This is a genomic window from Gracilimonas sp. (assembly GCF_017641085.1).
Classification (GTDB): domain Bacteria; phylum Bacteroidota; class Rhodothermia; order Balneolales; family Balneolaceae; genus Gracilimonas.
On sequence record NZ_JAEPPI010000002.1, the window covers coordinates 241,246 to 263,919 of the forward strand.

The window sequence follows — 22,674 nt, forward strand, 5'->3', positions numbered from 1 at the left end:
AAAGGTTTTAGTGACAAGGTGTTAGGTTTTAGCTTTCTGCTAAAACCTAACACCTGAAATCTTCCAACTAATACCTATCTTTTAAAACTTGATCTTGTTCCTCAATATGATATTTTCAATATTTGCTGTTCTGTGGAATCTTTAAATCAATCGCTTATGAGTATGGTAATCACATCTGTAAATCAATTGAATTTTAAGCTTTCGGAGCTGGAATCGATGCCGGCACCGGAGAAAGTTCTGTTGGTGAAGCCCACCTATTTTTCGGTGGAATATGTGATTAACCCGCACATGGAAGGTAACATCGGGGATGTGGATAAGCTGGCTGCCCAAAATGAATGGGAGCACCTGAGAGCGGCTTATGAGGAACTTGGATTATACGTGCATGTGATAGAGGGCCAGCGTGGATACCCGGACATGGTTTTTTGTGCCAATCAAAGCCTGCCAAATATCACTAAAGATGGCAAAAAGGAAGTGATTATGAGCGTGATGAACTCCGATCAGCGGAAGGGGGAAGTGCCTACCATTCAAAAAGTATATGAGGACAGCAGCTACGAAATTGTACACCTCGATGGCGACCGGTTCTCCAGTTTTGAGGGAATGGGTGATGCGATTTGGCATTTCAAGAAAAGGCTGCTTTGGGGAGGATATGGGTACCGCTCTTCCAAAGAAGTATATGATGTGATTTCAGAGACGTTCGGCACCCCGATTATTGCACTTGAGCTTATCGATGAGCGCTTTTACCATCTTGACACCTGCTTGTGCATCCTTGATTCCGATACCGCACTTATATACCCCAAAGCTTTTACCGATGAAGGGCTGGAGCTGATTCACACCTTATTTACGAATGTGATTGAAGCATCAAAATATGAGGCGGAGAAGCTCTTTGCCTGTAATGCTACCTGTCCGGATGGAAAGAATGTTTTTATACAACAGGGCTGTGTGGATGTAAATCATAAACTGAAAGAATCCGGATTTAAAGTGCATGAGTTCAGCACCTACCAGTTCCTGAAAAGTGGCGGCTCTGTTTTCTGCATGAAAATGCTGCTTTGGTAATTGTGCTATGTGCGATGTTATTGCCTTAAATTTGGTTCTTATGATAGCGCATGAAAGCAATAATTTTATTTCTGCACTCCAGCGCCTTTAATCTAATTTCTTCACACCTCTCTTTAGGTAAATAATTTAAGTCGGCTAGAATATAGGTCATACTTTGTACTTCAGATGCTGAACTTTGAGAAATATTGAAGAAGCGGACCATTTCTTTCCTCCCAAATCTGGTGAAGCCTTCAGCAATGTTATTCATAACCGAAACTGATGCTCTTCTGATTTGATCTTTTAACCCATAATCTTTTGATAGTGGACCAACTCTTGAAGATGTATAAACCATCCCAACTAATTCTCTGGCACATTGCCAGCATTCAAGTTCTTCAAATTTTTGTGCTGTACCCATAACTTTCATTTTTTTCTTTTCTTGTTAAGAGCGATTTCAAATATATTCCTTACAAAATTATTTCAAGTATGTGCATCTGACCACGCACATCGCACAAAGCACTTTTTATATGAATTATTTGAAAGCCGGAATTTCTTTTCTGATTCTTCTCGCTGTTATCATTTCTTTGAATACAAAATTTGGATCGGTTCCGCCTCTGGGTAAGTTTTTTGATCCTCATGCCGGGTTTTGGGCCAATGCCGAAACAACTGCTCCGCAATCACAAGAACTGGATATTCCGGGATTAAAGGACATTGTGTCCGTGTATTTCGATGACCGTCGCGTTCCCCATATCTTTGCTCAAAATGAGCATGACCTTTATTTGGCTCAGGGATATATTGTTGCTCGCGACCGCCTTTTCCAGATGGAAATGCAGACCTACGATGCTGCCGGCAGGTTAGCTGAAATTATCGGTCCGTCTTTGCTGAACAGAGACAAACAAACCCGCCGATGGGGAATGCCCTTTGGGGCCGAAAGAGCCTGGCAGGAAATCCAAAAAGACCCGGATATGCTGGCTGTCATCGAGGCTTATGCCGATGGGGTAAATGCCTACATTGACGAACTTTCGCCAGATGAATATCCCCTGGAATATAAAATACTGGATTTTACCCCCGAGCCATGGGAGCCTATCAAAACGGCCTTACTGCTTAAGAACATGACCCGGACACTGGCTGCCGGCAATAGGGATGACCGAACCAGCAACACCCTGGCTTATTTCGGCGATGACTTTGTAAACCGTTTTTTCACCCGGGAACCCGAACTCAACGACCCTATCATTCCACCCAGCAGAGAATGGGATTTTGATGCTGATATTCCGGAAGCACCGGACAGTTTATACGTGCCGGCTTCGGCTAAAGAAATTGAGGCTTTTACAACCGAAGAAGGAATAGGAAGCAATAACTGGGCGGTAAGCGGATCAAAAACTGCCTCCGGATATCCTATTTTGGCAAACGATCCCCACCTTTCACTTACCCTGCCTTCTATCTGGTATGAGGTGCAACTGCATGCTCCCGGCGTTAATACCTATGGTGTGAGTTTGCAGGGCTCCCCCGGTGTGATTATTGGCTTTAACGAAGATGTAGCCTGGGGCGTGACGAATGTAGGCACCGATGTGCTGGACTGGTACGAGATTGAGTTTCGTGATGAAACCATGCAGGAATACCGGCACGATGGGCAGTGGAAACCCACATCAACCCGCATCGAAGAAGTAAAAGTACGAGGGGAAGAAACGGTGATGGATACGGTGATTTACACCCATCACGGACCGGTTACCAAGGTAGAGTCCCGTGTAAATGAAGATCGGGCTCCGGCTTATCACGCCATGCGCTGGATTGCCCATGAACCCTCCAATGATCTCAAGACTTTTTATGGATTGAACCGCGCTGAAAATTACGATGATTATGTAGCTGCCTTAAAGGAATACACCGCACCGGCTCAAAACTTTGTATTTGCCAGTAACGAAGGGGATATCGCTATATGGGTGAATGGAAAACTCCCAAAAAAGTGGGAGCATCAGGGGCGCACTGTTAGTGACGGTACTGACCCGAGCTATGACTGGCAGGGCTGGATTCCCCGAGATCAGATTCCCCACATAAAAAATCCGGATCGGGGTTTTGTGAGCTCGGCCAATCAGGAATCGGCTGCTCCCGATTATCCCTACTACCTGGATGATGACTTCGCTCCATTTGAGCGCGGACGGAGAATCAATGACCTGCTGGAGTCTATGGAAAACATCACCCCAAAAGACATGCAGGATATGCAGATGGATGATTACAGTTATTATGCATCTACCTTTTTACCGAGCTTGTTGGCATGGACTGATACGGATAGCCTGACGGAAGAAGAGCAGACCATCTACGACCTGATGACCCAATGGAATTACTACATGGATGCTGAAGAAATGGCCCCCGCCATATTCCGGCAGTGGGCGGGGAATTTCTACCGGGCTGTGATGTATGATGAGTATGAAACTACAGACGCGCTCCTGAGATATCCTTCCAGAGACATCTTCGTAGAGGTGGTAAAAAATGACCCCGATTTTTCATTTATCGACAATATTGAAACCGAAGCCAGGGAAACAAGAGAAGACATTGCAACGGCAACCCTTAAAGAGTCTGTCTCTGAATTGACGAATGCCTGGGGTGAACCTGGAGACCGATGGAAATGGGGCGTTGCCATAAATAACGATATCGATCACCTGGCAAATGTTCCAGGAATGGGGAAACAAAATATATATAGCAGCGGTTCATCAGATGCTATCAATGCGATTAGAGGAGGCTTTGGACCATCCTGGAGGATGGTGGTTGAATTGGGACCTGAAGTAAAAGGCTGGGGCGTTTATCCCGGGGGCGCTTCCGGAAATCCCGGCTCACCGAATTACGACTCCATGATTGAAACCTGGAGAACCGGCGGCCTTTTCGAACTGAATTTCTTCCAGGAAGAGCCCTCCGAATTCAATTATAAGATCAGCCTTAAAAACCCGGGCTCTGATTAATTCTACATCTATAATCGCGCCTAATAGTTCAACCTCTTTTGTTTTCTCCTTAGCAAGAATAAAGACGCCTATACAAGAATGATGCTTTATCTAAGTGAATCTCTGCTTCTATAAAAACCAAACCATATCACTTCAACATTCAATTTTGAATGTTCCTTGTTCAATGTTCTTCCCCTTCTTTCCTCATCAGCAGGTACTTATCAACAGCCAGCATAACGGGCGTACTGGTAATGATGATGACAAGCGTGGCGGCGTGGGCGATAGTAGCGTAGGCAAGTCCGGTTGCTCCGGGAACCGCGTATAAGATCAGAAGTGTCTTGGTAATAAACAGATGATAGGTGCCAACGCCGCCAGGAGTGGGAATCGAAATGCCAACCGCGCTTACAACCGTAAGTACAACTGCTTCCGTGATTCCCAGGTCATACACATTCTGCATATCAAACATCCAAAAACCAATGTAGGTCATGGTGATGTAGAACACCCAAATCAGGAGGGAATAAAAGATGAAAAGTGGCCAGTTTTTTAGCTCTTTGATGGCCAGCAATCCGTCCACAAATGTTCTGATGATCTTCTGAATGTTGTGTACAAAATCGGCAATTTTACCTTCGGTCTTTTCTTCTGCTTTTTTGAAAAGCCAAAGAAGTAATCCCAACCCGGCAGCAGCAAACAATCCATACTTACCAAGCGTCAGGATAAAGTTGATTTGAGTCTCAGAGCTGGTGATATCAACGCCGAATAAACGGGAAAGCACCTGTGGGTCGGCAACCAAAAAAACAACCACGAATGCCATCAACAGTAACATGCCCAGTAAATCGACCACACGCTCCAGTACAATAGTACCGATAATTTTGCTGTTGCTTTCATCAACCTGACGGGCTACATAAACCGGACGCGCTACTTCGCCCACCCTGGGAAGTGGAATGTTGACGAGATACCCGAACATTACCCCGGTAAACAAAGTGGTTTTGGAGGGGACCTTATCTTTATTGGTAAAAAGCATTTCCCAACGCAATGCCCTTATGAAGTGGGCAAAAAGTGTGGTTGCGGCAAAGGGAAGAATCCACGACCAGGACATGCCCCGGGCTGAATCAACAACTTCAGAAAACTCAACTTCACGGAAAGCCAGCCAAAGAAAAAGTATTCCTAACAGAACACTTGCAGCAATTTTCAGAACCTTTTTAGTCTGCATTAATATCTCATATCTACAACTTCGGCATCATCGGGATAATCGAGCTGGAAAAGGCCGGTTTCCGGTTTAAGAAAAGCGCCGTCAGAAAAAGTAGTTACGATTTCATTGTCCGAAATATCCCATGCTGTGATTTTTGTTGGACGAAACTGTTCATCTATAATGATTTCAACTTCCACAAAAACAGCAAAATCGTCATTAGATATCAGCGTTATTATAGTCTGATCACCCATTTTTCCTTCACTGACGGTATAAGTCGTGTCAATGCCACTGAGCATGCGGGAAGGGGCAAAATCGTCTTCATCAGCGTTGTACAAGTCAATGATGACGCGGTTTCTGGATGGATCATATACCTTTGAAGTTTCTCCATCTACCACAACCACCTGTCCATCGGCTTCCAGTTTATAGCGGACTTTATCGAGCCAGATTTGTCCTTCACTCCGGGTTACTTCTCCCGTGTAGGAATCCGTAAATGTTTGGTTGAACATAGCACGAAACACCAGGCCCTCATCAAACTTTTCCTTGAGCTGATCAAAGTTTGGAGTTTGGGCAACGGCGGTTAAGCTAAATATCAGGCTGAAAAAAAATAGCCCAGACAGAACCCTAAGTAATTTTTTTGAACCGGAGGTTCTGACAGGCGTTCCGAACCAGAGGTTCGGAACGAGAACGAGTCGTCCGGTTAGCTGAGAGCTGAAGCCTGTCAGCTGAAAGCTCTTCCTAATCATACTCATCAAGATTGTCCAATAGTTCCTGAAGTTCATCTTCATCCTGAATGAGAACGTCCCGTGCGGTACTGCCCTGATATGGTCCAACAATTCCTGCATTAAATAACTGATCTATAATTCGACCGGCGCGGTTATAGCCGATTTTCAATTTCCGTTGCAACAGAGAAACCGATCCTTGTTGATGTAAAATCACCAGCTTGGCAGCGGCTTCGAAGTACTCGTCAATATCATCCAGCGGATCCGGGATGTCTGCTACATCCTCTTTAATGATAGGCAAATGGAAAGGTTCCTTATATCCCGCCTGTTGGCCAATAAAGGAGTTAATTTTATCCACCTCTTCAGTAGATACAAAAGCATTTTGGATTCGGACCAGCCCGGTTCCGTTGTTAAACAGCATATCACCCATTCCAATCAGCTGATCGGCTCCGCCCTGATCCAGGATCGTTCTGGAGTCAACTTTGGAAGCCACCTGATAGGCAATTCGTGCCGGGAAATTCGCCTTGATAGTACCGGTAATCACATTTACCGATGGGCGCTGTGTAGCCACCACCAGGTGGATTCCGATTGCACGTGCCAGCTGTGCCAGTCGCGCAATGGGTTCCTCAATCTGCTTTCCGGCCGTCATCATCAGGTCGGCAAGCTCATCAATAATTACGACTATATAAGGCAGGTGCCTGTGTCCCAGCTCTTCATCCAGTTCGCCGGTTGCATATTTTTCGTTGTAAGATTTGATGTCGCGAACCATCGCCATCTTCAGCAGGTCGTAGCGGTCATCCATTTCCTTACACAAGCTTTCCAGCGTTTCCTGGGCCTTGGTAGTATCCGTGACGATAGGCTCATCCGCATCCGGCAACATAGCCAGGAAGTGATTCTGAATATTACGATACAAGGAAAGCTCGATCTTCTTCGGGTCAATCATCACGAACTTCAGATTATCCGGATGGCACTTATACAGCAGGCAGGTGATGATGGTATTAATCCCAACCGACTTACCCGACCCGGTTGCACCTGCAATCAACAAGTGAGGCATTTTGGTCAGGTCGATCATGAACACTTCGTTCTCAATGGTTTTCCCAAAGGCCACCGGAAGCACGAAGTCGGTTTCCACAAATTTCTTGGTATTAATAACCTGCTTGATGTACACCGTTTCACGCGTGCTGTTCGGCACTTCAATTCCCACAGCCGACTTCCCCGGAATGGGCGAAAGCATACGCAAACCTTTGGAAGCCGTAGCCATTTTCAGGTCGTTGGAATAGCTTTCAATCTTGGAAATTTTCACATCGGGAGCCGGCTCCAGTTCATAAAGCGTAACGGTAGGTCCAACAATCGCGTTAATGCCTACAATCTCAATTTTGTGGCGCTTCAGCTTATCAAGGATGATCCGCTTGTTCTCTTTAATTTCTTCAAGATCCACTTCGTTACCTTCATTGGGCGGCGGATCCAGCAGATCTACTTTCGGGAACTTGTATTTTATGACCGGGACTTCCTTGGCTTTTTCCCGGTTTTGCTTGTCCAGATCTTTCTCATCAGCTTCTTCTTCGCCCTTCCCTACATAAACGGAAACTTCCAGATCGTCTTCTTCCTCATCAACCACTTCCTCTTTTTCTAACGAAGCCCTCTGGCGAGTATCTAAGGTCTTAACTTCCTGCTGCTCTTTCTCACGCTGCTTGCGCTCTTCCGCTTCCGACTTCTCCACCAACTCATCGATGGATGGTGCCGGCTTCACGGGTTCTTTGTCGTCCTGAGGTTCGGCGATTTCTTTTTTCTGAAGTTCTTCCTCTTCGTTATCAGAACTGCTTTCTTCTTTCTTCGCTTGTTGCTCAGCTTTTTTCTCTTCCTTCGCAGCTTTCTTGGCAGCTATGCGTTCTTCCCGCTCTTTGGCTTTTTGCTCTTTACGAAGCTGACGTTCAGCCCGCCAGTCTTCCATTTTATCCCGCAGGTTATCCATCCAGATCTTAACGCTGTCGATGGTTTTCTGAAGGTCACGATCTACAAACATGAGCAAAGTCACGATCATCAAAACAGACAGAATAAAAATAGATCCAATCCCTGTGATGTTCTGCAGTACTTGCGAGATAGCAATTCCCGCTGAGCCGCTCCAGATAGAGTCGGAAGGGAAATCGGCATTGGTGTTTAACCAGCCAATGAAAGTGGAAAGCAACACCATGCCCCAAATGGATAGTACGGTTAGCCAGCTCAGCTCTTTGAAATCCCGACGGCGAAAGGTATGCCAGCCGTGATAACCGGTTATGAGCGCTAGGATGATGCTGGTATATCCGAATAAACTATGCACCAGGTAATGGGAAAGATAAGCGCCTACCGGACCCAGCCAGTTTTTCACCAACCGTGATGAAGCGTCAGGGTTAAACAAATCGAGGAAAGAAATGCTTTTGGCGTACTGGTAGTCCTCCGGATTGTAAGAAATAATACTCAGCCCAAGCAAAATCGCAATCGACATCACAATGATACCGATAATTTCGACCTTACGGTTGGAATCCAGCCCCGTAGTTGTAGATGTATTTAGGTTATTTTTAGCCATTCAAATTGGTCAGGATGCCATCCCGCATGCCGGGAAGCACATCAAATTCATTTACTTTGCAACAGAATTCAATATCGCCATTTGGAACCAGTTCAGCCAATCTTTTTGCATGATCGCTCTTGCTGATGGCTCCTTCTAAATCATCCCCAAATTTTTGGAAAAGACCAAATGCTACTTTAGCCCCGTCTTTAGCCGAGTCAGGCAGCTCTCCTCCGGAAATGGCATGCAGCAGAGAGCCGGCAAACAAAGTATCTTCAATGGACAAACGACCCTGCCATCCGGAGCAGACTAATACTACTTCATCGTCATGATCCTTCAGGGCATTCAATATGCTATCCTGATTCAGGAAGGTGCCTACATAAATCTGGTTGGCAAGGGATGATTTTTTAATTGCCTTGGTGCCATTCGTAGTATTGAAAATCAGCGTTTTGCCTTTTACCACTTCCGGCTCATATTCGGCCGGGGAATTGCCAAGGTGATACCCTTCTATTTTGGTTCCGTTTTTTTCGCCACACAGTAAAAAATCTTTTTGATCCATCGTATTGGCGATCTTCATGGCATCACTCATATCTGCTACGGGAATGATTTTTTTGGCCCCGTTACTCAGCGCTGTGGTAATGGATGATGATGCTCTTAACACATCTATAATAACCGCTGTTTTCCCACGCAGCTCTTCTTCCTGAAAAGCCTGAACGGAAAAGAAAACGTCGATATAATTAATCTCTGGCATATTCTCTCTTTATTATTTTTTAATGAATGGTGGGCGGGTTACAGTTGCTTTAGCCGTCTTCCTGCGGATGCTGATCTCTATTTCTGTTCCTTCTTCCGCGTAGTCAGTAGCAACGTATCCCATCCCTATACCTTTACCCAAAGTAATCGACATTGTTCCGCTGGTTACTTCTCCAATGGCTTCTCCCGCATCGTTTTGGAGCTCATAGCCCTGACGTGGAATATTGCGTTCACCTTCAACCACAAAGCCCACAAGCCGGCGGTTTAAGCCTTCTTCTTTTTTCTTCAAAAGGGCTTTTTTTCCATTGAAATCACCCTTCTCAAATTTCGTAATCCAGCCTAATCGGGCTTCCAGTGGATGCGTATCTTTGGTGATATCGTTACCATAAAGCGCATAGCCCATTTCAAGACGGAGGGTATCGCGGGCGCCTAACCCACAGGGCTCAATACCGAATTCTTCGCCGGCCTCCATGATGGCATTCCATACTTTTTCGGGGTCGGCATGACTTTTATCAAAATATAGCTCAAACCCCTTTTCGCCGGTGTAACCTGTGGCGGAGTACACAACGTTATCCATACCGGCAAGGCTTCCCATTTTGTAGGAATAGAATCCGATGTCACTCAAATTCAAATCCGTTAGCTTTTGGAGCGTCTCTACGGATTTTGGTCCCTGAACGGCCAACAAGCAGGTATCATCCGATTGGTTGTGGACATTCGCGTCAAAAGTGTTGTTTTGGTTGATCCACTCAAGGTCCTTTTCAATATTGGATGCATTTACAACCACAATATACCCGGCATCATCAAAAAGCTTATACACAATCAGGTCGTCCACGATGCCACCGTTTTCATAGCACATGCAGGTGTATTGCGCCTTTCCTTCAACCAGCTTGGAGGCATCGTTCACCGTTATTTTCTGAATCAAATCCAGGGCTTCCGGTCCGCTTATAAAAAACTCGCCCATGTGGGAAACATCGAATATCCCTACGGCTTTGCGAACGGCCGCATGCTCAGTTTTAATTCCTGCATATTGAACCGGCATCTGATATCCGGCAAAATCTACCAGCTTGGCGCCGGCCTGTTCGTGAATGCTGTAAAAAGGTGTTTTTTTTGACATGTAATGTACTGAATTCAAATTAGTGGTTAGAGAGTATATCGAATTGTACCAACGTCTTAATTACTACCCATCAAACCTGTATTGCTACGTTTTTCATTGCCCCAAACTTAGTGATTTATTGGGAATGTTATTGAAAAGCTAAAGTCTGTTTTTGGAACTTAGTGAGCGTAACTATACTAATCTGAGATACCAACACTTATAACATGTCCGGTACTATCAAAGTGTATATTCAAATAATAAATCCAAGACTCACCGGGCCACATACTGTGTCCATAATCTAATTCATATCTATAGATTTCCTGGTGTTCAAAGTCTGGTTTATTTAGAAGTTTTATGACTTCATCATGTGTAAACCCATCGAGAGTATCAGATGTAACGATATGGTCAGCCATACTTGATCTGGTGGATTTATCACCTTCTTCCCATTCATTTTGATTGAAAAGTTCAGATTGATTTGTTCGAAAATATGAGGGAGAGGTAAACAGAAAAGTTATTGTTGATAGCAAGACTACAACAATAATTAGTACCCAATTTTTTAAAGTGATTGAACGCAGAATGCTCATATAAATAAGTTATTTGTAGTTAATAACCTTTCACCAATAATTATTTAATCAAATATATTTGATGATTAAATATAATGTAGGATAACATGGTGTTATCTCTAAATATCTTGAATTATAGACATAATAACCCTTTATTAATATAACTTCAGCTTCGATATAAATAAAATCATATAGTTATGTTTTCGGGAAATAAAAAAACAAACAGTACTAATTCAGAATTACAACAAGTATATGACAATGTTGCTAATCTGATGCTTTATAAAAACATTAAAAGGGATGAGATTACACAAAAACTCATTGATGAAGGGTTTAACCAGCAAGATGCTGAGTTTATTTCTAATGATGTTGCAACCGCACTTATTGAAAATCAGAGGAAAAGTGGCCTTAGAAGTTCGATTTTTGGTACCATCATGTTTTTAGTTGGTGCCGCGATTACTATTCCTTCACTTTTTGAGGGGGGTATTATTGCTTACGGGGCCGTATTTATGGGTTTCATACTGTTGGTAGGAGGCTTGATAAAAAGGAAATATGCTGAAAAAAGATTTATAGGCAAGAAATCTTAAAGGGAATTATAGTCAGTCCTTATTTTTCAACCAGCACAGGAATAATAGCCTAGTAAATATATGAGCCACATTGATTCATTTAAGCACGAGATTATTGGGCTTTTTGGCTCTATTCCGGTTTATCACCCATTAGAAGATATTGAAGGAGATTTTAAAGCTAACCCCGGTCAATTGGTTTTGGGCGGAGGGAGTGGTGAACATCCTGCTATGGTTGTGGAGGATTCGTCACAAGCCGTGGCTCTTTTTTTAAAATTTAGCCTGGAACCGTTGTTAAATCCAGAGCTGAGTGTTAATCGTTTTCCTCTGAAAAAAGTGACTGAAGACTGGTTAGAGAAAATCCAGCCTTTGTTGCCTGCTGACCCAGCCTCAATTTGTGTATTTTACAACTGGACGGAGGAAGATCATCAAAGATTTGCTAAATATTGCACCTCAGATGTGTTGCCTAACCCACACTGGAAGGGAGATTTGTATGAATGGCTGCCCGTTAGTTTTGGGGAATTTATCTTATTTGCTATGCCTGGGCTGGTCCCTGAAGTGATGGAGAAATTAGGGGAAAATCCGCACGAATTTTTTAATCATATTCGGTACAATAATATTAGCCTTATTCCTCCTAATATGCCTGTGTATGCTAATGGAGGGAATGCATTTGCATGCCGTTGGGAGCCAAAGTTTTAGTTAAAAGCGGCTTTTTCTTCCTCAGTTAACTCCGCTAACCGTTTTGCACCAGCGCTCTCAAGATTTTTTTTAAGTTTTTTATATCGAATGACTGCCTCTTCATTACCATCATCTTGATTTGCCTTCAAGGCTCTATACACAACATCCAAAACTGTCTGCTTAAAAAATCCTTTAGAGGGACGGTTGAGTATCAGGTGGCGCTTTTCCGGGGAGAGTCTGGAGATAAACTCAATTTCTTTGTCAACCTGTATACTAAACGGGCTTTTAGATACGGACAAATATAAAGGGGAAGGAAATGCTGGTGGACATTGAATGCGGTGGTAGTTTTCAAAAAAAGTTACGAAACTCCCAAACAACTCTTTTCCATGTTCTCGAGCTTCCTCTATTAAATTGCCCTCATGCCCTGCACAAAAAATAATAATATCCGACTCTGTTAGTTCTACATCACTGCCATCGCCGGGTGTTTGGGCATGGGCTGAGGGGGTGCATAGCATTGCCAGGAGGAGAACGGTAGCATATTTGGGAAACAATAGACTATTCATAAGCACCTAATTTTAGTTAAAAGCGGCCTTTTCTTCCTCAGTTAACTCCGCTAACCGTTTTGCCCCGGCATCTCGCAGCATTTCCCTCAAATCTTTATAGCGAGCTATCGCCTCATCGTTCCCAGCTTCTCTATTTATTTTTAGTTTTCTCTCAACAACACCTAAAACAGTTTGCTTAAAAAATCCTTTAGAGGGACGGTTGAGTATCAGGTGGCGCTTTTCCGGGGAGAGTCTGGAGATAAACTCAATTTCTTTGTCAACCTGTATACTAAAGGGGTGATCAGATATAGACATATAAAGTGGGGAAGGGAAGTGAGGCGGACATTGAATGCGATGGTAATTGTTGTAGAAGTTTTCCAGTGATCCAAATCGTTTTTTTCCGTGACCCCTGGCTGCTTTAATAGAACCTCCCTCATGCCCTGAACAAAAAATAATGATATCTGACTCAGTTAGTTCTACATCACTGCCATCGCCGGGTGTTTGGGCATGGGCTGAGGGGGTGCATAGCATTACCAGAAGACTGATAATAACAATGGTGGGTAATAAATATGTGCTGTTCAAACTTCGTATTCTGTCTTCCATTTATTTAAGCCATTGGATTATTTAATTCTAAGTTAATGCAACTGCCATTATGTATCCTAATACCCATACAAACTGGTGCTTTTTGCCTCATTATAAGCTGCTGTAAAACCATCCAAAGAAATGATGATATGATACCGTTCACCCGCAGTGGTTTCTGCCTGAAATTCAATCTTATTTCCGGATTTCATTACCTGAATGGACTGCTCGTCCACAGGCATACTAAAGCCGTTGCCATATTTTGCGCATTTAACAATTCGTTGCTTGCACTTTTCGTAGGCCGGCAGAGATTCGGGGCTATCATCAACAAAAATGTCACTTTGTATTTTAAAGTAGCTATCAGACGAAGCAGACCTTGAGTAAAAGTTTGGAATAAACGTCCAGGCATCATCCACCCCTTCCTTATCGCTGGTCCAAATAGATAGTATGCCTTCTCCGGTATCCACCTGTATACCTGCGCCTGTTTTAAATAAGGACCGCTGGTTCAGGGTGATATATTCTTCACCATAAGGTTCTACAACCTCCCATGGTTGTCCTTTAATTTTTATCATTTGTGTAGCCTCAGAGCGGTCATAATTATAAACACGGGCGTTTACCCAGTTATCCCATTCACCATTTACTTCCTGATTAAACCGTTTCACTCTGACCCTTAACCCATTTATACTTGGAAAATCCCAGGCATCAGTTTTGTAATAGGTTTGTACTTCCTCATCGCCATCTTTATTCTCATCGATATAGTCTGTGAGATAATCATACTCCAACTCTACTGATGCATTTTGTGTTACGGCATCTTTAAAGTTTTCATATAAAGATCCGGTATTAGGAAAGTAAGCCACTTGGCAATAATCTTGATTAATTCTAAAAGAGACCTCTTTTCCCTGATTTAGTACAGATGGGTGTTTTAATTTGGCATATGTCTCGTCATCTCTGCTTGATTGTCCAATGCTAAACATATCAGGATTGTCATGCATAAATGCCTGTGCTTCTTCCCACCTAAAACTGAAGCAAAGGTCACTGTAGAGTCCTGCAATATCATTCAGCAGTTCCTTGGAGTTCCAGGCAAGGTCAGGCCGGAATCGGTCTTTTGTATTTAGCCCGGAGGGCATTCCGTACCAGTTGGAATAAGAATAGGCGTATGTATATTCTTCGCCATTACCAGAAATTTCATAGAGTACATTGCCCAACAGGTCTTTCTCAATGAAGTTTTCAGGGACTGGGTCACCGGGGTTAGTCCTGCCAAAAAAGTGTCCCTGTTCGTCATAGTATTCTACCTCTCTTCTTAAAAGCTCATCTTCGTCGTTATAAAATGCTATCTGTACTTTTGTGTAATTATTTGTATTACTGTAAGCAAGCTCAATTTTATTCTCGAACATACCATCTTCAGTGGAGTATAACTCAGCTTCAATAACTCTTCCCTGGTTATCATAAGAATAACTTTTAGATAAGCTTCCATTCTCATACTCTTTACTTAGGTTCCCGTTACCATCATAGCTGAACTGGAGAATAGTATCGTCGCTTTCCATTTTTATGATTCGATTGCGGGAGTCTGTTTCAATATCATATGAGGTTCCATATCCCATGGTGGTATATTTATTAAGCGCACCACTTGAGTTATACTTATAGCTCCCACCGTCAGATGAAGTTTGTTTACCTTCAGTGTCAAAATCTATCGAACTTGACATAATTGAGTAAACTCTAGTTCGCTTCGTAACATCACCATTGATATTATAATGATCAAGGGTGTATTTATATGGAACAGGGTTAACAGGGGCTACAGACCAGTCCACTTCATATTGAGGAAAAGCAGCTATCGGGAAAAAAATAAAAACGAGAAAGAAAAAAATACGATTCATAATCAATAAAATTGAAATAAAAGTTACAATAATTAACAATTTTTAAATGAAGAAGTAAAAATCATATTCTGAAAACCGCATGGTTATGTAGTTATTATTTCTTCCTCTATTCATAGTATATATGAGAGCAAAAATTTTGTTTTAAAACATATTCGTATGAAATATTTAGCAATTATTTTTTTGTTGATTAGTGGATGTGCAGAGTTTGATGCAGCGCTTGACCAGGCGAACCAAGACATGGGGAGTCATTGCAACTCTCTTTTCATAATTCCAGCTGTATATGATTCGGAAAGAGATAAGTATATAGAAAATGAATTTAGTAGCGGAAATTATAATTACTCGAAAGAGAAAGAATGGGCAGAAAACCGCTTAGATTATTACGAAAACAGGTACTATCGAGATCAAAGGCTGGGCATTTATTATGATACTTCACCTATTTCAGGTGCTCGATATCGTTTTCATTTAAAATGTCAGAGTTGGAGTTAAGCCCTGCATTAAATCGACCTCCAAAGTATAATTATATATACGAATTTCTTGTTCTACGCAAAAATGAGTGGAACCAGTCGTAGAATGCTGACATCTCATTTAATGTGTTGTCCGCTACTATTGTCTCAATCTGTTTTATCCATGTTCCATTTTTTGTATTCGACAATTCGTGGCATTTGAACATTCCTTCCCGGAATTTATTCTCCATAAGAATCCTTATCTTAAGCGCCCAAAATTGAAACTAATGACCGTTCATCAGATTTAGGTTTTTAAAAATCATTTATGTCTATCAATAAAGAGCAGGTTAAATCGGCACTCAGCCAGGTTTTACACCCCGAAGAACAACGCGACCTCATTTCCCTGGATATGGTTCAGGATGTGATTGTTCAGGACAAATACATTTCTTTTACGCTGGAATTTCCTGAGAAGAATGAAGGCCTTGAAAAGCAGGTCACGCAGAAGTGTGAAGAAGCCATCCAGAAATTTATCGACAAGGAAGCCATTGTTGATATTCAGACCGCTGTAAACTTGTCAAAAAAACGGGAAATGGAAGCCTCCAAACCCGGACAGCAGCAAGAACAACAACAGGAAATTCTGCAGGGAGTGAAGAACATCATCGCGGTTGCCTCCGGTAAAGGCGGGGTAGGTAAATCTACCGTAGCCGTGAATATTGCTGCAGCTCTGGCCAAGAAAGGGGAGAAAGTTGGCTTGATGGATACCGACATCTACGGACCAAGTATCCCGACCATGTTTAATATCCATGAGCGGCCGAATATCACCACGCAAAAGAAACTGGTTCCGCACGAGAAGTTTGGCATTAAACTGGTTTCCATGGGCTTCTTGGTGGATGTAGACCAGGCAATGGTGTGGCGCGGACCGATGGCAACCAGTGCCGTTAAACAATTTATGACCGATGTGGAATGGGGCGAACTCGATTACCTGATTCTGGACTTGCCTCCGGGAACCGGCGATATCCAGCTTACCATTGTGCAAACCGTACCACTGACCGGAGCCGTGATTGTATCAACCCCCCAAACGGTAGCCCTTGATGATGCCCGCAAAGGCGTGGCGATGTTCAAGAAAGTGAACGTACCCGTGCTGGGGATGGTCGAAAACATGGCCTATTTCACTCCACCGGATATGCCGGACAAGAAATATTACATCTTTGGAAAAGGCGGTGCTGCTCACCTGGCACAGGAAATGAACGTGCCCGTGTTGGCCGAAGTACCACTTCAGCAAACCTTGCGCGAAGGGGGCGACTCCGGAAAGCCCATTGTGCTGGAAGACAGTGAATCCCCAGCGGCAACCGCATTGATGGAAGCCACCGGGAATATGCAGCAACAGCTGGCGCTCCGGAATAAAGAGCAGTCACCGACTAAAAAGGTAGATATTAAGTTCAGACCCTAAAGTGGCTTGAAGCCGTCCACGAAGCGTTGAATGGCCTCTGGTAATTGGTCTTGATTAATAATTTCGAGGTGGCTATCCCGAATCATGGTAAACTGGCGAATATATTCTTCGTTTATGTACGCCCGAATTTCCCTACTGTCGTCACTTGCAGGTTTTGGACTGTCGGAGGCTACAGCTTTGTGAAATACCTCTTCTTTTACCCCGGCCTTCACCACTTCTTCAGGCACCTTTAAAAGGGTAGAGATGGAGAGGGCTATGTTATTATTGGCATCCGATTCGGTAAGGTCTATAAAGAAAAGAAAACCTTCTTTCTCATTATAGGTACCGCCCTTGGCAACAAAGGCTTTCGTTAACTGCTTCTTTGCATATTGTAGCCGTTCGTTGTCTGCTGAATCAGTAACCTTATAGCTGACGCTGAACTTTATATCAGTTGATGCTTGTCCAAAAATAAGATTGGGCACTAAGGCCAAACCGAAAAGAACAAGAAGGCGGAAAGGGTTAGAAATGAACTTATTCATAGCTCTGTCTATTTGATTAGAGTTTAAGGTTTATGAAAGAAATGGTAGCCTTAAGTAATAGACAGTGCTTGATTTAAGTTTAATCCATTTTAGTTATTTAGATATTAAATTCAAAATCCCAACTCGTACATCGTTAGTCACTGGTCACTGGTCACTGGTCACTGGTCATTGTGATTTGAAATTTAGAGCTTGTAACTTCCCTGCCATCTAACTGCCACACCATCTATGGACCTTATCTACCTCTTAGACCTTATTGGTACGTTCGTCTTTGCCATTAGCGGTATCAGGATTGCTTCCCGAATCAATATGGATGTGTTTGGTGCTTCGGTGGTGGGCTTTGTAACTGCGATTGGAGGCGGAACCGTCCGGGATTTGCTGCTCGACAGTCACCCCATTACCTGGATGGCCGACATGACGTATCCGCTGGTTATACTGGCGGCCGTGCCCTTCACTTTTCTGATGGGCAAAAGACTGAATAACTACAGCAAAACCATCTTCATTTTCGATACCATCGGGATTGCTCTTTTCACCATCATCGGGATGGAGAAAGCTCTTTCCTTTGGATTTAACCCTTTCATTGCCGGGATGATGGGGATGATATCAGCGGTGGTTGGCGGGATAACACGGGATGTGCTCTGCCGGGAGGTTCCGCTCATTTTCCGGAAAGAAATTTATGCAACCGCCTGCCTGGCCGGAGCCATCATCTTTTATCTTGGACTGAAACTGAATCTCCCCGAAAACCTGAATTACCTGTTTACAACGGCCGTCATTATCACCATCCGTACCGTATCGATAAAATGGAATCTATCCCTTCCCAAAATGAAAAAGGTGTAATCTCCAAGCTCCAAATCTCAATTTCCAAAATAAAATTCTACCCTCGGTCATTGGTCATTGGTCATTGAGACTTGGAGCTTGGAACTTAAAAGCCTACTCCTTCGTCATCTCTTCAAAATGCTCTTCCAGCTTATCGGGTGTTTGGGTGAGTTTACTAACGCCCCAGGTGGCCAGCAGGCTTAGGGTAAATGCAGGGATCAGCTCGTATAGATTGTTCTTCAAAACGGGGATAAAATACCAGATGATGGTCACGGCCGTTCCGGTCAAAAGTCCGGCTATGACACCTGCCTTAGTGGTCTTTTTCCAGTAAAGAGCCAGAATGGAGGTCGGACCGATGGAGGCTCCCAATCCCGCCCAGGCAAAAAGCACCAGCCAGAACACAATATTCTGTGCAACCAGCCCGAAAATCAGAGAAACAACAACCAGCAAGACAACCACAATGCGACTGTAGAGAACCAGTGTTTTTTGCGGAATCTCTTCGTCTTTCTTAAGCAGCTTATCATAAATATCCCGGACTACACTGGAAGCAGCCACTAAAAGCTGGGAGTCGGCAGTGGACATAATGGCTGCAAAAATAGAGGCAATTACCACACCAAACAGTACGGGGTGAAGTTGGTTCTGAGCTAAGAGCGGATACAGATTTTCGGTATCGGATGCCGGAAGCATATCCACCTCCGGAAAGTATGCGCGGCCGACCAGCCCGATCAAAATGGCACCGCCGGCCATCAGTATGTTCCATATGGTTCCAACTACGGCAGCGTACTTCAGCTGCTTGGCATCATCAATCGACATGTACCGGGATAGGATGTGAGGATTTCCCGGGGAACCCAGTCCGATACCGATGAACCCGATAAAAGCCCCGAAGCCGAGTGCTGTGGGGTCGACAAATGCGGCGTCATACAGGTTCAGCTCTGCGGAAACAACGCTCCACCCACCCATATCATAAATCGCGATGATGGGCAGAAATACAAGGGCGATAATCATGAAAAACGCCTGGATGGTGTCGGTCAGGCTTACTGCCATAAAGCCTCCTACTACGGTGTACAACAGAATAATGGCGGCAGAAAGAATCACGCCCATGTTTTGGGTAATACCAAAGCTGGAAGCAAAAGCTTTTCCCCCGGCCACAAACTGGGAGGAGACGTAACTCACCATAAAAACAAGGAAGATGATTACGAGGATGACCCGAAGGCTTCCGGATTTGTCATCAAAGCGTTCGGCGAAGAAATCAGGAACGGTGATGCAGTCGTAGCGTTCTGAAAATTGCCGGAGCCGTTTGGCGTAATACATGAACAGAAACCACTCGACCACAATATACCCTACAGCTGCCCAAAGAGCGGAAGCACCCTGAGCATAAGCCATGCCCGTAACCCCGAGTAAAAGCCAGGCGCTGCGACCGGATACAACTGCGGAAAGAGCCACAACCAGCCGGTTCATTTTCCGTCCGCCTATAAAGAATTCGGAAATTCCTTCAGATGAAAAGCGGGCCGAATATATTCCAATCCCAAACAGGATAATCAGGTAGCCAATGAAAGCAGCCAACACATAGCCGCCTCCGTCAATCGATATGGTATTCAGTTCATCCACAGGAAGAAACTCCAATTTCCAATAAACAGAGTCATTGGAATTTGAGATTTGGAGCTTGAAAATTCAATGTATCACGGGAAAATGCCCATTTGCTCGTACATGATGCCAATCTTATCAATGGCACCCACAAAAGCGGCTGTTCTTAGATCATCCAGGTTATGTTTATCCCGAACTTCGGCAATCTGCTCGTAAGCGGTAATCATGGTTTCTTCCAGGCCGGAATCCACCAGGTCATACTCACCGGCACCTTTAGCCAGATCGGCCAGTTCGGCGTCGGTAAAGTCACGGTCTGAAATATTTTCAATGACCCGCAGAATTTTCTTCAGGCTGGTTTCATCAAAGCGCTTGCTTAAACGCCCATACCGCACATGCTGGATATCCTTCAGCCATTCGAAGTAAGAAACAACCACACCGCCCGCATTCAGGTAGGTATCAGGTAAGATTAAAGCACCGCGTTCTTTCAGGATGTCGTGGGCATCGGCCGTGGTTGGGCCGTTGGCGGCCTCGGCAATAATTTTCGCTTTTACATCGGCTGCGTTATCACCGGTAATCTGGCTTTCCAGAGCCGCAGGAATAAGAATATCACATTCAGCAGTTAATGCATTGTCACGATCTTTGAGCTCTTTGGTATTTTCAAAACCGATGATAGACCCTGTGTCTTTACGGAATTCCATCAGTTTTTCAATGTCGATGCCATTCTCATCGTAAATAGATCCTTCAATTTCGGCAACACCTACCAACTTGGCTCCGGCTTCGGTCATGTACTTGGATGCGTGATATCCTACGTTACCCAGACCCTGCACCACAAAGGTTTTTCCTTCAACCCCGGTGTCGAGGCCTATTTTCTCCATGTCCTCTTTGTTATTACAGGCTTCGCGAATCCCAAAATAGACACCGCGGCCGGTAGCTTCCGTTCGCCCGCGGATACCGCCCTGCTGAATTGGCTTCCCGGTTACGCAGGCTTCGGCATTCAGATCATCTTTCATCTGGCGATACGTATCCAGAATCCATCCCATTTCACGGGCGCCGGTACCGTAATCCGGTGCGGGCACATCCACTCCCGGACCAATAAATCCTTTCTTAATCAGCTCGTATGTGTAGCGCCGGGTAATTCTTTCCAGCTCGTCTTCCGAATACTCACGGGTACTGATTTTGATACCACCTTTGGCTCCTCCGAAAGGTACGTCAACAATGGCGCACTTGTAGGTCATTAAAGCAGCAAGCGCCATGGTTTCATCTTCGTCCACTTTATGACTGTAACGGATACCGCCTTTAGTTGGCAGTTTATGGTGGCTGTGTTCTACCCTCCAGCCTTCAACAACTTCGATAGAGCCGTCATCTCGCCGAACGGGAAAAGTGACATGATAAACGGTATTACAGATTTTGATCTGGGCCAAAATACCTTTGTCGAAGCGGGTGTATTTGGCAGCTTTATCAAAGTTTTTGTTTACCTGTTCATAAAATTTATATGTGGACATGTTCCGTGTCTCCTTAGCTAATTTTGAAGTACCTGATGGTCGCAATTATATCACAGAGAAACAAGGAAAAGCCCGCCCTATTCGGTAAGCGGAAGGGAAACGTGAAGATGGTCGGCAGTACCGGTGTGCCGAATGGTGTTGAGCCCCATAATTTCTAGAGAACCGCGAAGCAAAATGTTCCTGATTTCATTCCTCCCAATGGTTCTCAGGTCGATAGCATGCACGTACCCGGTTTCCTGGGTGTAATGTAGCGAGCGCTGGTTGAGCGGCAGCCCCATTGCTGTATAATCTTCGGGCTGGCGCTGAATGTCGGTGATCACGAGGTCGTTATCGGCAAGGGTGGTGGTGGCAATGGCTACCCGCAAAATAGGGTGCATCGACCGGTACACCTCGCGGATGTCATTACTTTTGGCGTTAACGGACGAGAGGTACATCACCCCATAAAAACAGAATGCAAAAACGAGCGCCCCAACACCGCCCAAGCTGAATTTCAACAGCATTTTTTTATTCTCAATCCGCCTGAACAAAAAGAGGATGTAAAAGAGAATCAGCAGTACCGTAACAAAAACCCCGCCGCCCAGGGACAGCCAGCCGTTCCAGCCGTACGAGAGATTCAGCAAAACAGAGGTTCGGACAAGCAGAAAAAATGGAAGGATAACCAGACCGATGATCATCAAAAGTCCGAATAAAATCCTGAAGCCGGTGTTCTTCTTTTTGGGGGGTAAACCGGTTGGAGAAGTAGCGGGCGCTGCACCGCTTTTGTCCATATTCAGCAGCCAGTCAATATCTTTTTGGGAAATCTTGTCCATGGCTGCTTGAACGAATTAAATACGCCGGTGTTACATGCTGCGGTACGATCGGCGCAAAAGAAAGGGAAAGCTCTGCAGAATAACGACTAATACCAACACAATAGGAATAATCTCATACGAGTTCTGGTGGATGGCACTGCTCAGGTTCATCAGGTGATAAGAAAACAAAATACCGGAGGTAAACAGGGAAAAACCGTAGGCCCAGCTTGCGCGAGGCCAAAGAGAGAAGCTACTTAACAGTGATGCAACCCCTACAATAATGGATGTGCCGAGGGTGAGGGCGGGTAAGTCATTGTATTGAAACTCAAAAAGATTCCCGGAAAACTGACCGCTCTGCAGAGAACCTATCAGTTCCACAAACTGGTACAAGCCAACAAGAAGGAAAAAGAGTTGCAGGAACAGGTGAATTCTGCGGTCTTTAAGGGTCATTCGAAAGTAAATTTAGGGTTAGACAGGGCTCTCACTATACCCTAATTCCAAAGCCCAAAAATTGTTCCTGCAGAATTT

General features: G+C 44.3%; 21 protein-coding genes. 7 read left to right on the forward strand and 14 right to left on the reverse strand.

Annotated elements, in window-relative coordinates:
• The first annotated feature begins 156 nt into the window (after positions 1-156).
• Positions 157-1,053, forward strand: a complete 897-nt coding sequence (locus tag JJ941_RS07960) for an arginine deiminase-related protein (RefSeq protein WP_290963583.1) — start codon at positions 157-159, stop codon at positions 1,051-1,053.
• Between the two features lie 25 nt (positions 1,054-1,078).
• Here JJ941_RS07960 and JJ941_RS07965 read toward each other — a convergent pair whose 3' ends face one another.
• Positions 1,079-1,447 carry a four helix bundle protein gene (locus JJ941_RS07965; RefSeq protein WP_290963585.1) on the reverse strand — a complete coding sequence of 123 codons (369 nt, stop codon included), beginning with the start codon at positions 1,445-1,447 and terminating at the stop codon, positions 1,079-1,081.
• Positions 1,448-1,556: 109 nt separating this feature from the next.
• Here JJ941_RS07965 and JJ941_RS07970 point away from each other — a divergent pair, with 109 nt between their 5' ends.
• A complete protein-coding gene (locus tag JJ941_RS07970; protein ID WP_290963588.1) occupies positions 1,557-3,980 on the forward strand; it encodes a penicillin acylase family protein in 2,424 nt (807 codons plus the stop codon).
• A gap of 160 nt (positions 3,981-4,140) precedes the next feature.
• Here the strand turns inward: JJ941_RS07970 and JJ941_RS07975 are convergent, their stop codons facing one another.
• Genes JJ941_RS07975 through gcvT form a run of 5 tightly spaced genes read right to left on the reverse strand, consistent with a single transcriptional unit; the run spans position 4,141 to position 10,273 of the window.
• Positions 4,141-5,169: a lysylphosphatidylglycerol synthase transmembrane domain-containing protein gene (locus tag JJ941_RS07975; RefSeq protein ID WP_290963590.1), complete on the reverse strand. Its 1,029-nt coding sequence runs from the start codon at positions 5,167-5,169 to the stop codon at positions 4,141-4,143.
• Positions 5,169-5,891, reverse strand: coding sequence for an outer membrane lipoprotein carrier protein LolA (locus JJ941_RS07980; protein WP_290963593.1), 723 nt, complete (start codon positions 5,889-5,891; stop codon positions 5,169-5,171). The genes JJ941_RS07975 and JJ941_RS07980 overlap by 1 nt, the downstream gene beginning before the upstream one ends.
• Positions 5,884-8,430, reverse strand: a complete 2,547-nt coding sequence (locus tag JJ941_RS07985) for a DNA translocase FtsK (RefSeq protein ID WP_290963596.1) — start codon at positions 8,428-8,430, stop codon at positions 5,884-5,886. The genes JJ941_RS07980 and JJ941_RS07985 overlap by 8 nt, the downstream gene beginning before the upstream one ends.
• Positions 8,423-9,160 (reverse strand): 2-phosphosulfolactate phosphatase, encoded by a 738-nt coding sequence (locus JJ941_RS07990; protein ID WP_290963599.1) that lies wholly within the window; start codon positions 9,158-9,160, stop codon positions 8,423-8,425. The genes JJ941_RS07985 and JJ941_RS07990 overlap by 8 nt, the downstream gene beginning before the upstream one ends.
• 12 nt (positions 9,161-9,172) lie before the next feature.
• A complete protein-coding gene (gcvT, locus tag JJ941_RS07995) occupies positions 9,173-10,273 on the reverse strand; it encodes a glycine cleavage system aminomethyltransferase GcvT (protein ID WP_290963601.1) in 1,101 nt (366 codons plus the stop codon).
• Between the two features lie 739 nt (positions 10,274-11,012).
• On the opposite strand from gcvT, the gene JJ941_RS08000 reads away from it, so the two are divergent.
• A complete protein-coding gene (locus tag JJ941_RS08000) occupies positions 11,013-11,399 on the forward strand; it encodes a hypothetical protein (protein WP_290963603.1) in 387 nt (128 codons plus the stop codon).
• Between the two features lie 60 nt (positions 11,400-11,459).
• Entirely contained in the window at positions 11,460-12,074 is a 615-nt protein-coding gene (locus JJ941_RS08005; RefSeq protein WP_290963606.1) for a hypothetical protein, read from the forward strand.
• Here the strand turns inward: JJ941_RS08005 and JJ941_RS08010 are convergent.
• The 3 genes from JJ941_RS08010 to JJ941_RS08020 are packed head-to-tail and all read right to left on the reverse strand — an operon-like array spanning position 12,071 to position 14,877.
• Entirely contained in the window at positions 12,071-12,616 is a 546-nt protein-coding gene (locus JJ941_RS08010; RefSeq protein WP_290963608.1) for a hypothetical protein, read from the reverse strand. The genes JJ941_RS08005 and JJ941_RS08010 overlap by 4 nt on opposite strands.
• A gap of 12 nt (positions 12,617-12,628) precedes the next feature.
• Positions 12,629-13,198 (reverse strand): hypothetical protein, encoded by a 570-nt coding sequence (locus tag JJ941_RS08015; protein ID WP_290963610.1) that lies wholly within the window; start codon positions 13,196-13,198, stop codon positions 12,629-12,631.
• A 56-nt stretch (positions 13,199-13,254) separates the two neighbouring features.
• Positions 13,255-14,877, reverse strand: coding sequence for an invasion associated locus B family protein (locus tag JJ941_RS08020; protein WP_290963613.1), 1,623 nt, complete (start codon positions 14,875-14,877; stop codon positions 13,255-13,257).
• Positions 14,878-15,204: 327 nt separating this feature from the next.
• Between JJ941_RS08020 and JJ941_RS08025 the strand changes: the two genes are divergently transcribed.
• A complete protein-coding gene (locus JJ941_RS08025; RefSeq protein ID WP_290963615.1) occupies positions 15,205-15,534 on the forward strand; it encodes a hypothetical protein in 330 nt (109 codons plus the stop codon).
• 282 nt (positions 15,535-15,816) lie between these two features.
• Positions 15,817-16,941 carry an Mrp/NBP35 family ATP-binding protein gene (locus JJ941_RS08030; RefSeq protein WP_290963617.1) on the forward strand — a complete coding sequence of 375 codons (1,125 nt, stop codon included), beginning with the start codon at positions 15,817-15,819 and terminating at the stop codon, positions 16,939-16,941.
• On the opposite strand, the gene JJ941_RS08035 is transcribed toward JJ941_RS08030, so the two are convergent.
• Positions 16,938-17,459: a hypothetical protein gene (locus tag JJ941_RS08035; protein ID WP_290963619.1), complete on the reverse strand. Its 522-nt coding sequence runs from the start codon at positions 17,457-17,459 to the stop codon at positions 16,938-16,940. The genes JJ941_RS08030 and JJ941_RS08035 overlap by 4 nt on opposite strands.
• Before the next feature lie 225 nt (positions 17,460-17,684).
• Here JJ941_RS08035 and JJ941_RS08040 point away from each other — a divergent pair, with 225 nt between their 5' ends.
• Entirely contained in the window at positions 17,685-18,293 is a 609-nt protein-coding gene (locus JJ941_RS08040; RefSeq protein ID WP_290963622.1) for a trimeric intracellular cation channel family protein, read from the forward strand.
• 93 nt (positions 18,294-18,386) lie between these two features.
• Here JJ941_RS08040 and JJ941_RS08045 read toward each other — a convergent pair whose 3' ends face one another.
• From JJ941_RS08045 to JJ941_RS08060, 4 genes are all read right to left on the reverse strand, one after another.
• Positions 18,387-19,895, reverse strand: coding sequence for a sodium/proline symporter (locus tag JJ941_RS08045; protein WP_290963625.1), 1,509 nt, complete (start codon positions 19,893-19,895; stop codon positions 18,387-18,389).
• Positions 19,896-19,951: 56 nt separating this feature from the next.
• Positions 19,952-21,358: a Glu/Leu/Phe/Val dehydrogenase gene (locus tag JJ941_RS08050; protein ID WP_255134368.1), complete on the reverse strand. Its 1,407-nt coding sequence runs from the start codon at positions 21,356-21,358 to the stop codon at positions 19,952-19,954.
• A 77-nt stretch (positions 21,359-21,435) separates the two neighbouring features.
• Positions 21,436-22,167, reverse strand: a complete 732-nt coding sequence (locus tag JJ941_RS08055) for a hypothetical protein (protein ID WP_290963627.1) — start codon at positions 22,165-22,167, stop codon at positions 21,436-21,438.
• A 30-nt stretch (positions 22,168-22,197) separates the two neighbouring features.
• Positions 22,198-22,596, reverse strand: coding sequence for a hypothetical protein (locus tag JJ941_RS08060; protein ID WP_290963630.1), 399 nt, complete (start codon positions 22,594-22,596; stop codon positions 22,198-22,200).
• Between the last annotated feature and the right edge of the window lie 78 nt (positions 22,597-22,674).

Bases quoted from the DNA above. Each gene is read 5' to 3' on its own strand.
- JJ941_RS08030 (WP_290963617.1), top strand. From the start codon at position 15,817: ATGTCTATCAATAAAGAGCAGGTTAAATCGGCACTCAGCCAGGTTTTA.
- JJ941_RS08000 (WP_290963603.1), top strand. From the start codon at position 11,013: ATGTTTTCGGGAAATAAAAAAACAAACAGTACTAATTCAGAATTACAA.
- JJ941_RS08035 (WP_290963619.1), bottom strand. From the start codon at position 17,459: ATGAATAAGTTCATTTCTAACCCTTTCCGCCTTCTTGTTCTTTTCGGT.
- JJ941_RS08010 (WP_290963608.1), bottom strand. From the start codon at position 12,616: ATGAATAGTCTATTGTTTCCCAAATATGCTACCGTTCTCCTCCTGGCA.
- JJ941_RS07985 (WP_290963596.1), bottom strand. From the start codon at position 8,430: ATGGCTAAAAATAACCTAAATACATCTACAACTACGGGGCTGGATTCC.
- JJ941_RS08040 (WP_290963622.1), top strand. From the start codon at position 17,685: ATGGACCTTATCTACCTCTTAGACCTTATTGGTACGTTCGTCTTTGCC.
- JJ941_RS08060 (WP_290963630.1), bottom strand. From the start codon at position 22,596: ATGACCCTTAAAGACCGCAGAATTCACCTGTTCCTGCAACTCTTTTTC.
- JJ941_RS08020 (WP_290963613.1), bottom strand. From the start codon at position 14,877: ATGTCAAGTTCGATAGATTTTGACACTGAAGGTAAACAAACTTCATCT.
- JJ941_RS07990 (WP_290963599.1), bottom strand. From the start codon at position 9,160: ATGCCAGAGATTAATTATATCGACGTTTTCTTTTCCGTTCAGGCTTTT.
- JJ941_RS07975 (WP_290963590.1), bottom strand. From the start codon at position 5,169: ATGCAGACTAAAAAGGTTCTGAAAATTGCTGCAAGTGTTCTGTTAGGA.
- JJ941_RS08015 (WP_290963610.1), bottom strand. From the start codon at position 13,198: ATGGAAGACAGAATACGAAGTTTGAACAGCACATATTTATTACCCACC.
- JJ941_RS08005 (WP_290963606.1), top strand. From the start codon at position 11,460: ATGAGCCACATTGATTCATTTAAGCACGAGATTATTGGGCTTTTTGGC.
- JJ941_RS08025 (WP_290963615.1), top strand. From the start codon at position 15,205: ATGAAATATTTAGCAATTATTTTTTTGTTGATTAGTGGATGTGCAGAG.
- JJ941_RS08050 (WP_255134368.1), bottom strand. From the start codon at position 21,358: ATGTCCACATATAAATTTTATGAACAGGTAAACAAAAACTTTGATAAA.
- gcvT (WP_290963601.1), bottom strand. From the start codon at position 10,273: ATGTCAAAAAAAACACCTTTTTACAGCATTCACGAACAGGCCGGCGCC.
- JJ941_RS07960 (WP_290963583.1), top strand. From the start codon at position 157: ATGAGTATGGTAATCACATCTGTAAATCAATTGAATTTTAAGCTTTCG.
- JJ941_RS07980 (WP_290963593.1), bottom strand. From the start codon at position 5,891: ATGATTAGGAAGAGCTTTCAGCTGACAGGCTTCAGCTCTCAGCTAACC.
- JJ941_RS07970 (WP_290963588.1), top strand. From the start codon at position 1,557: ATGAATTATTTGAAAGCCGGAATTTCTTTTCTGATTCTTCTCGCTGTT.
- JJ941_RS07965 (WP_290963585.1), bottom strand. From the start codon at position 1,447: ATGGGTACAGCACAAAAATTTGAAGAACTTGAATGCTGGCAATGTGCC.
- JJ941_RS08055 (WP_290963627.1), bottom strand. From the start codon at position 22,167: ATGGACAAGATTTCCCAAAAAGATATTGACTGGCTGCTGAATATGGAC.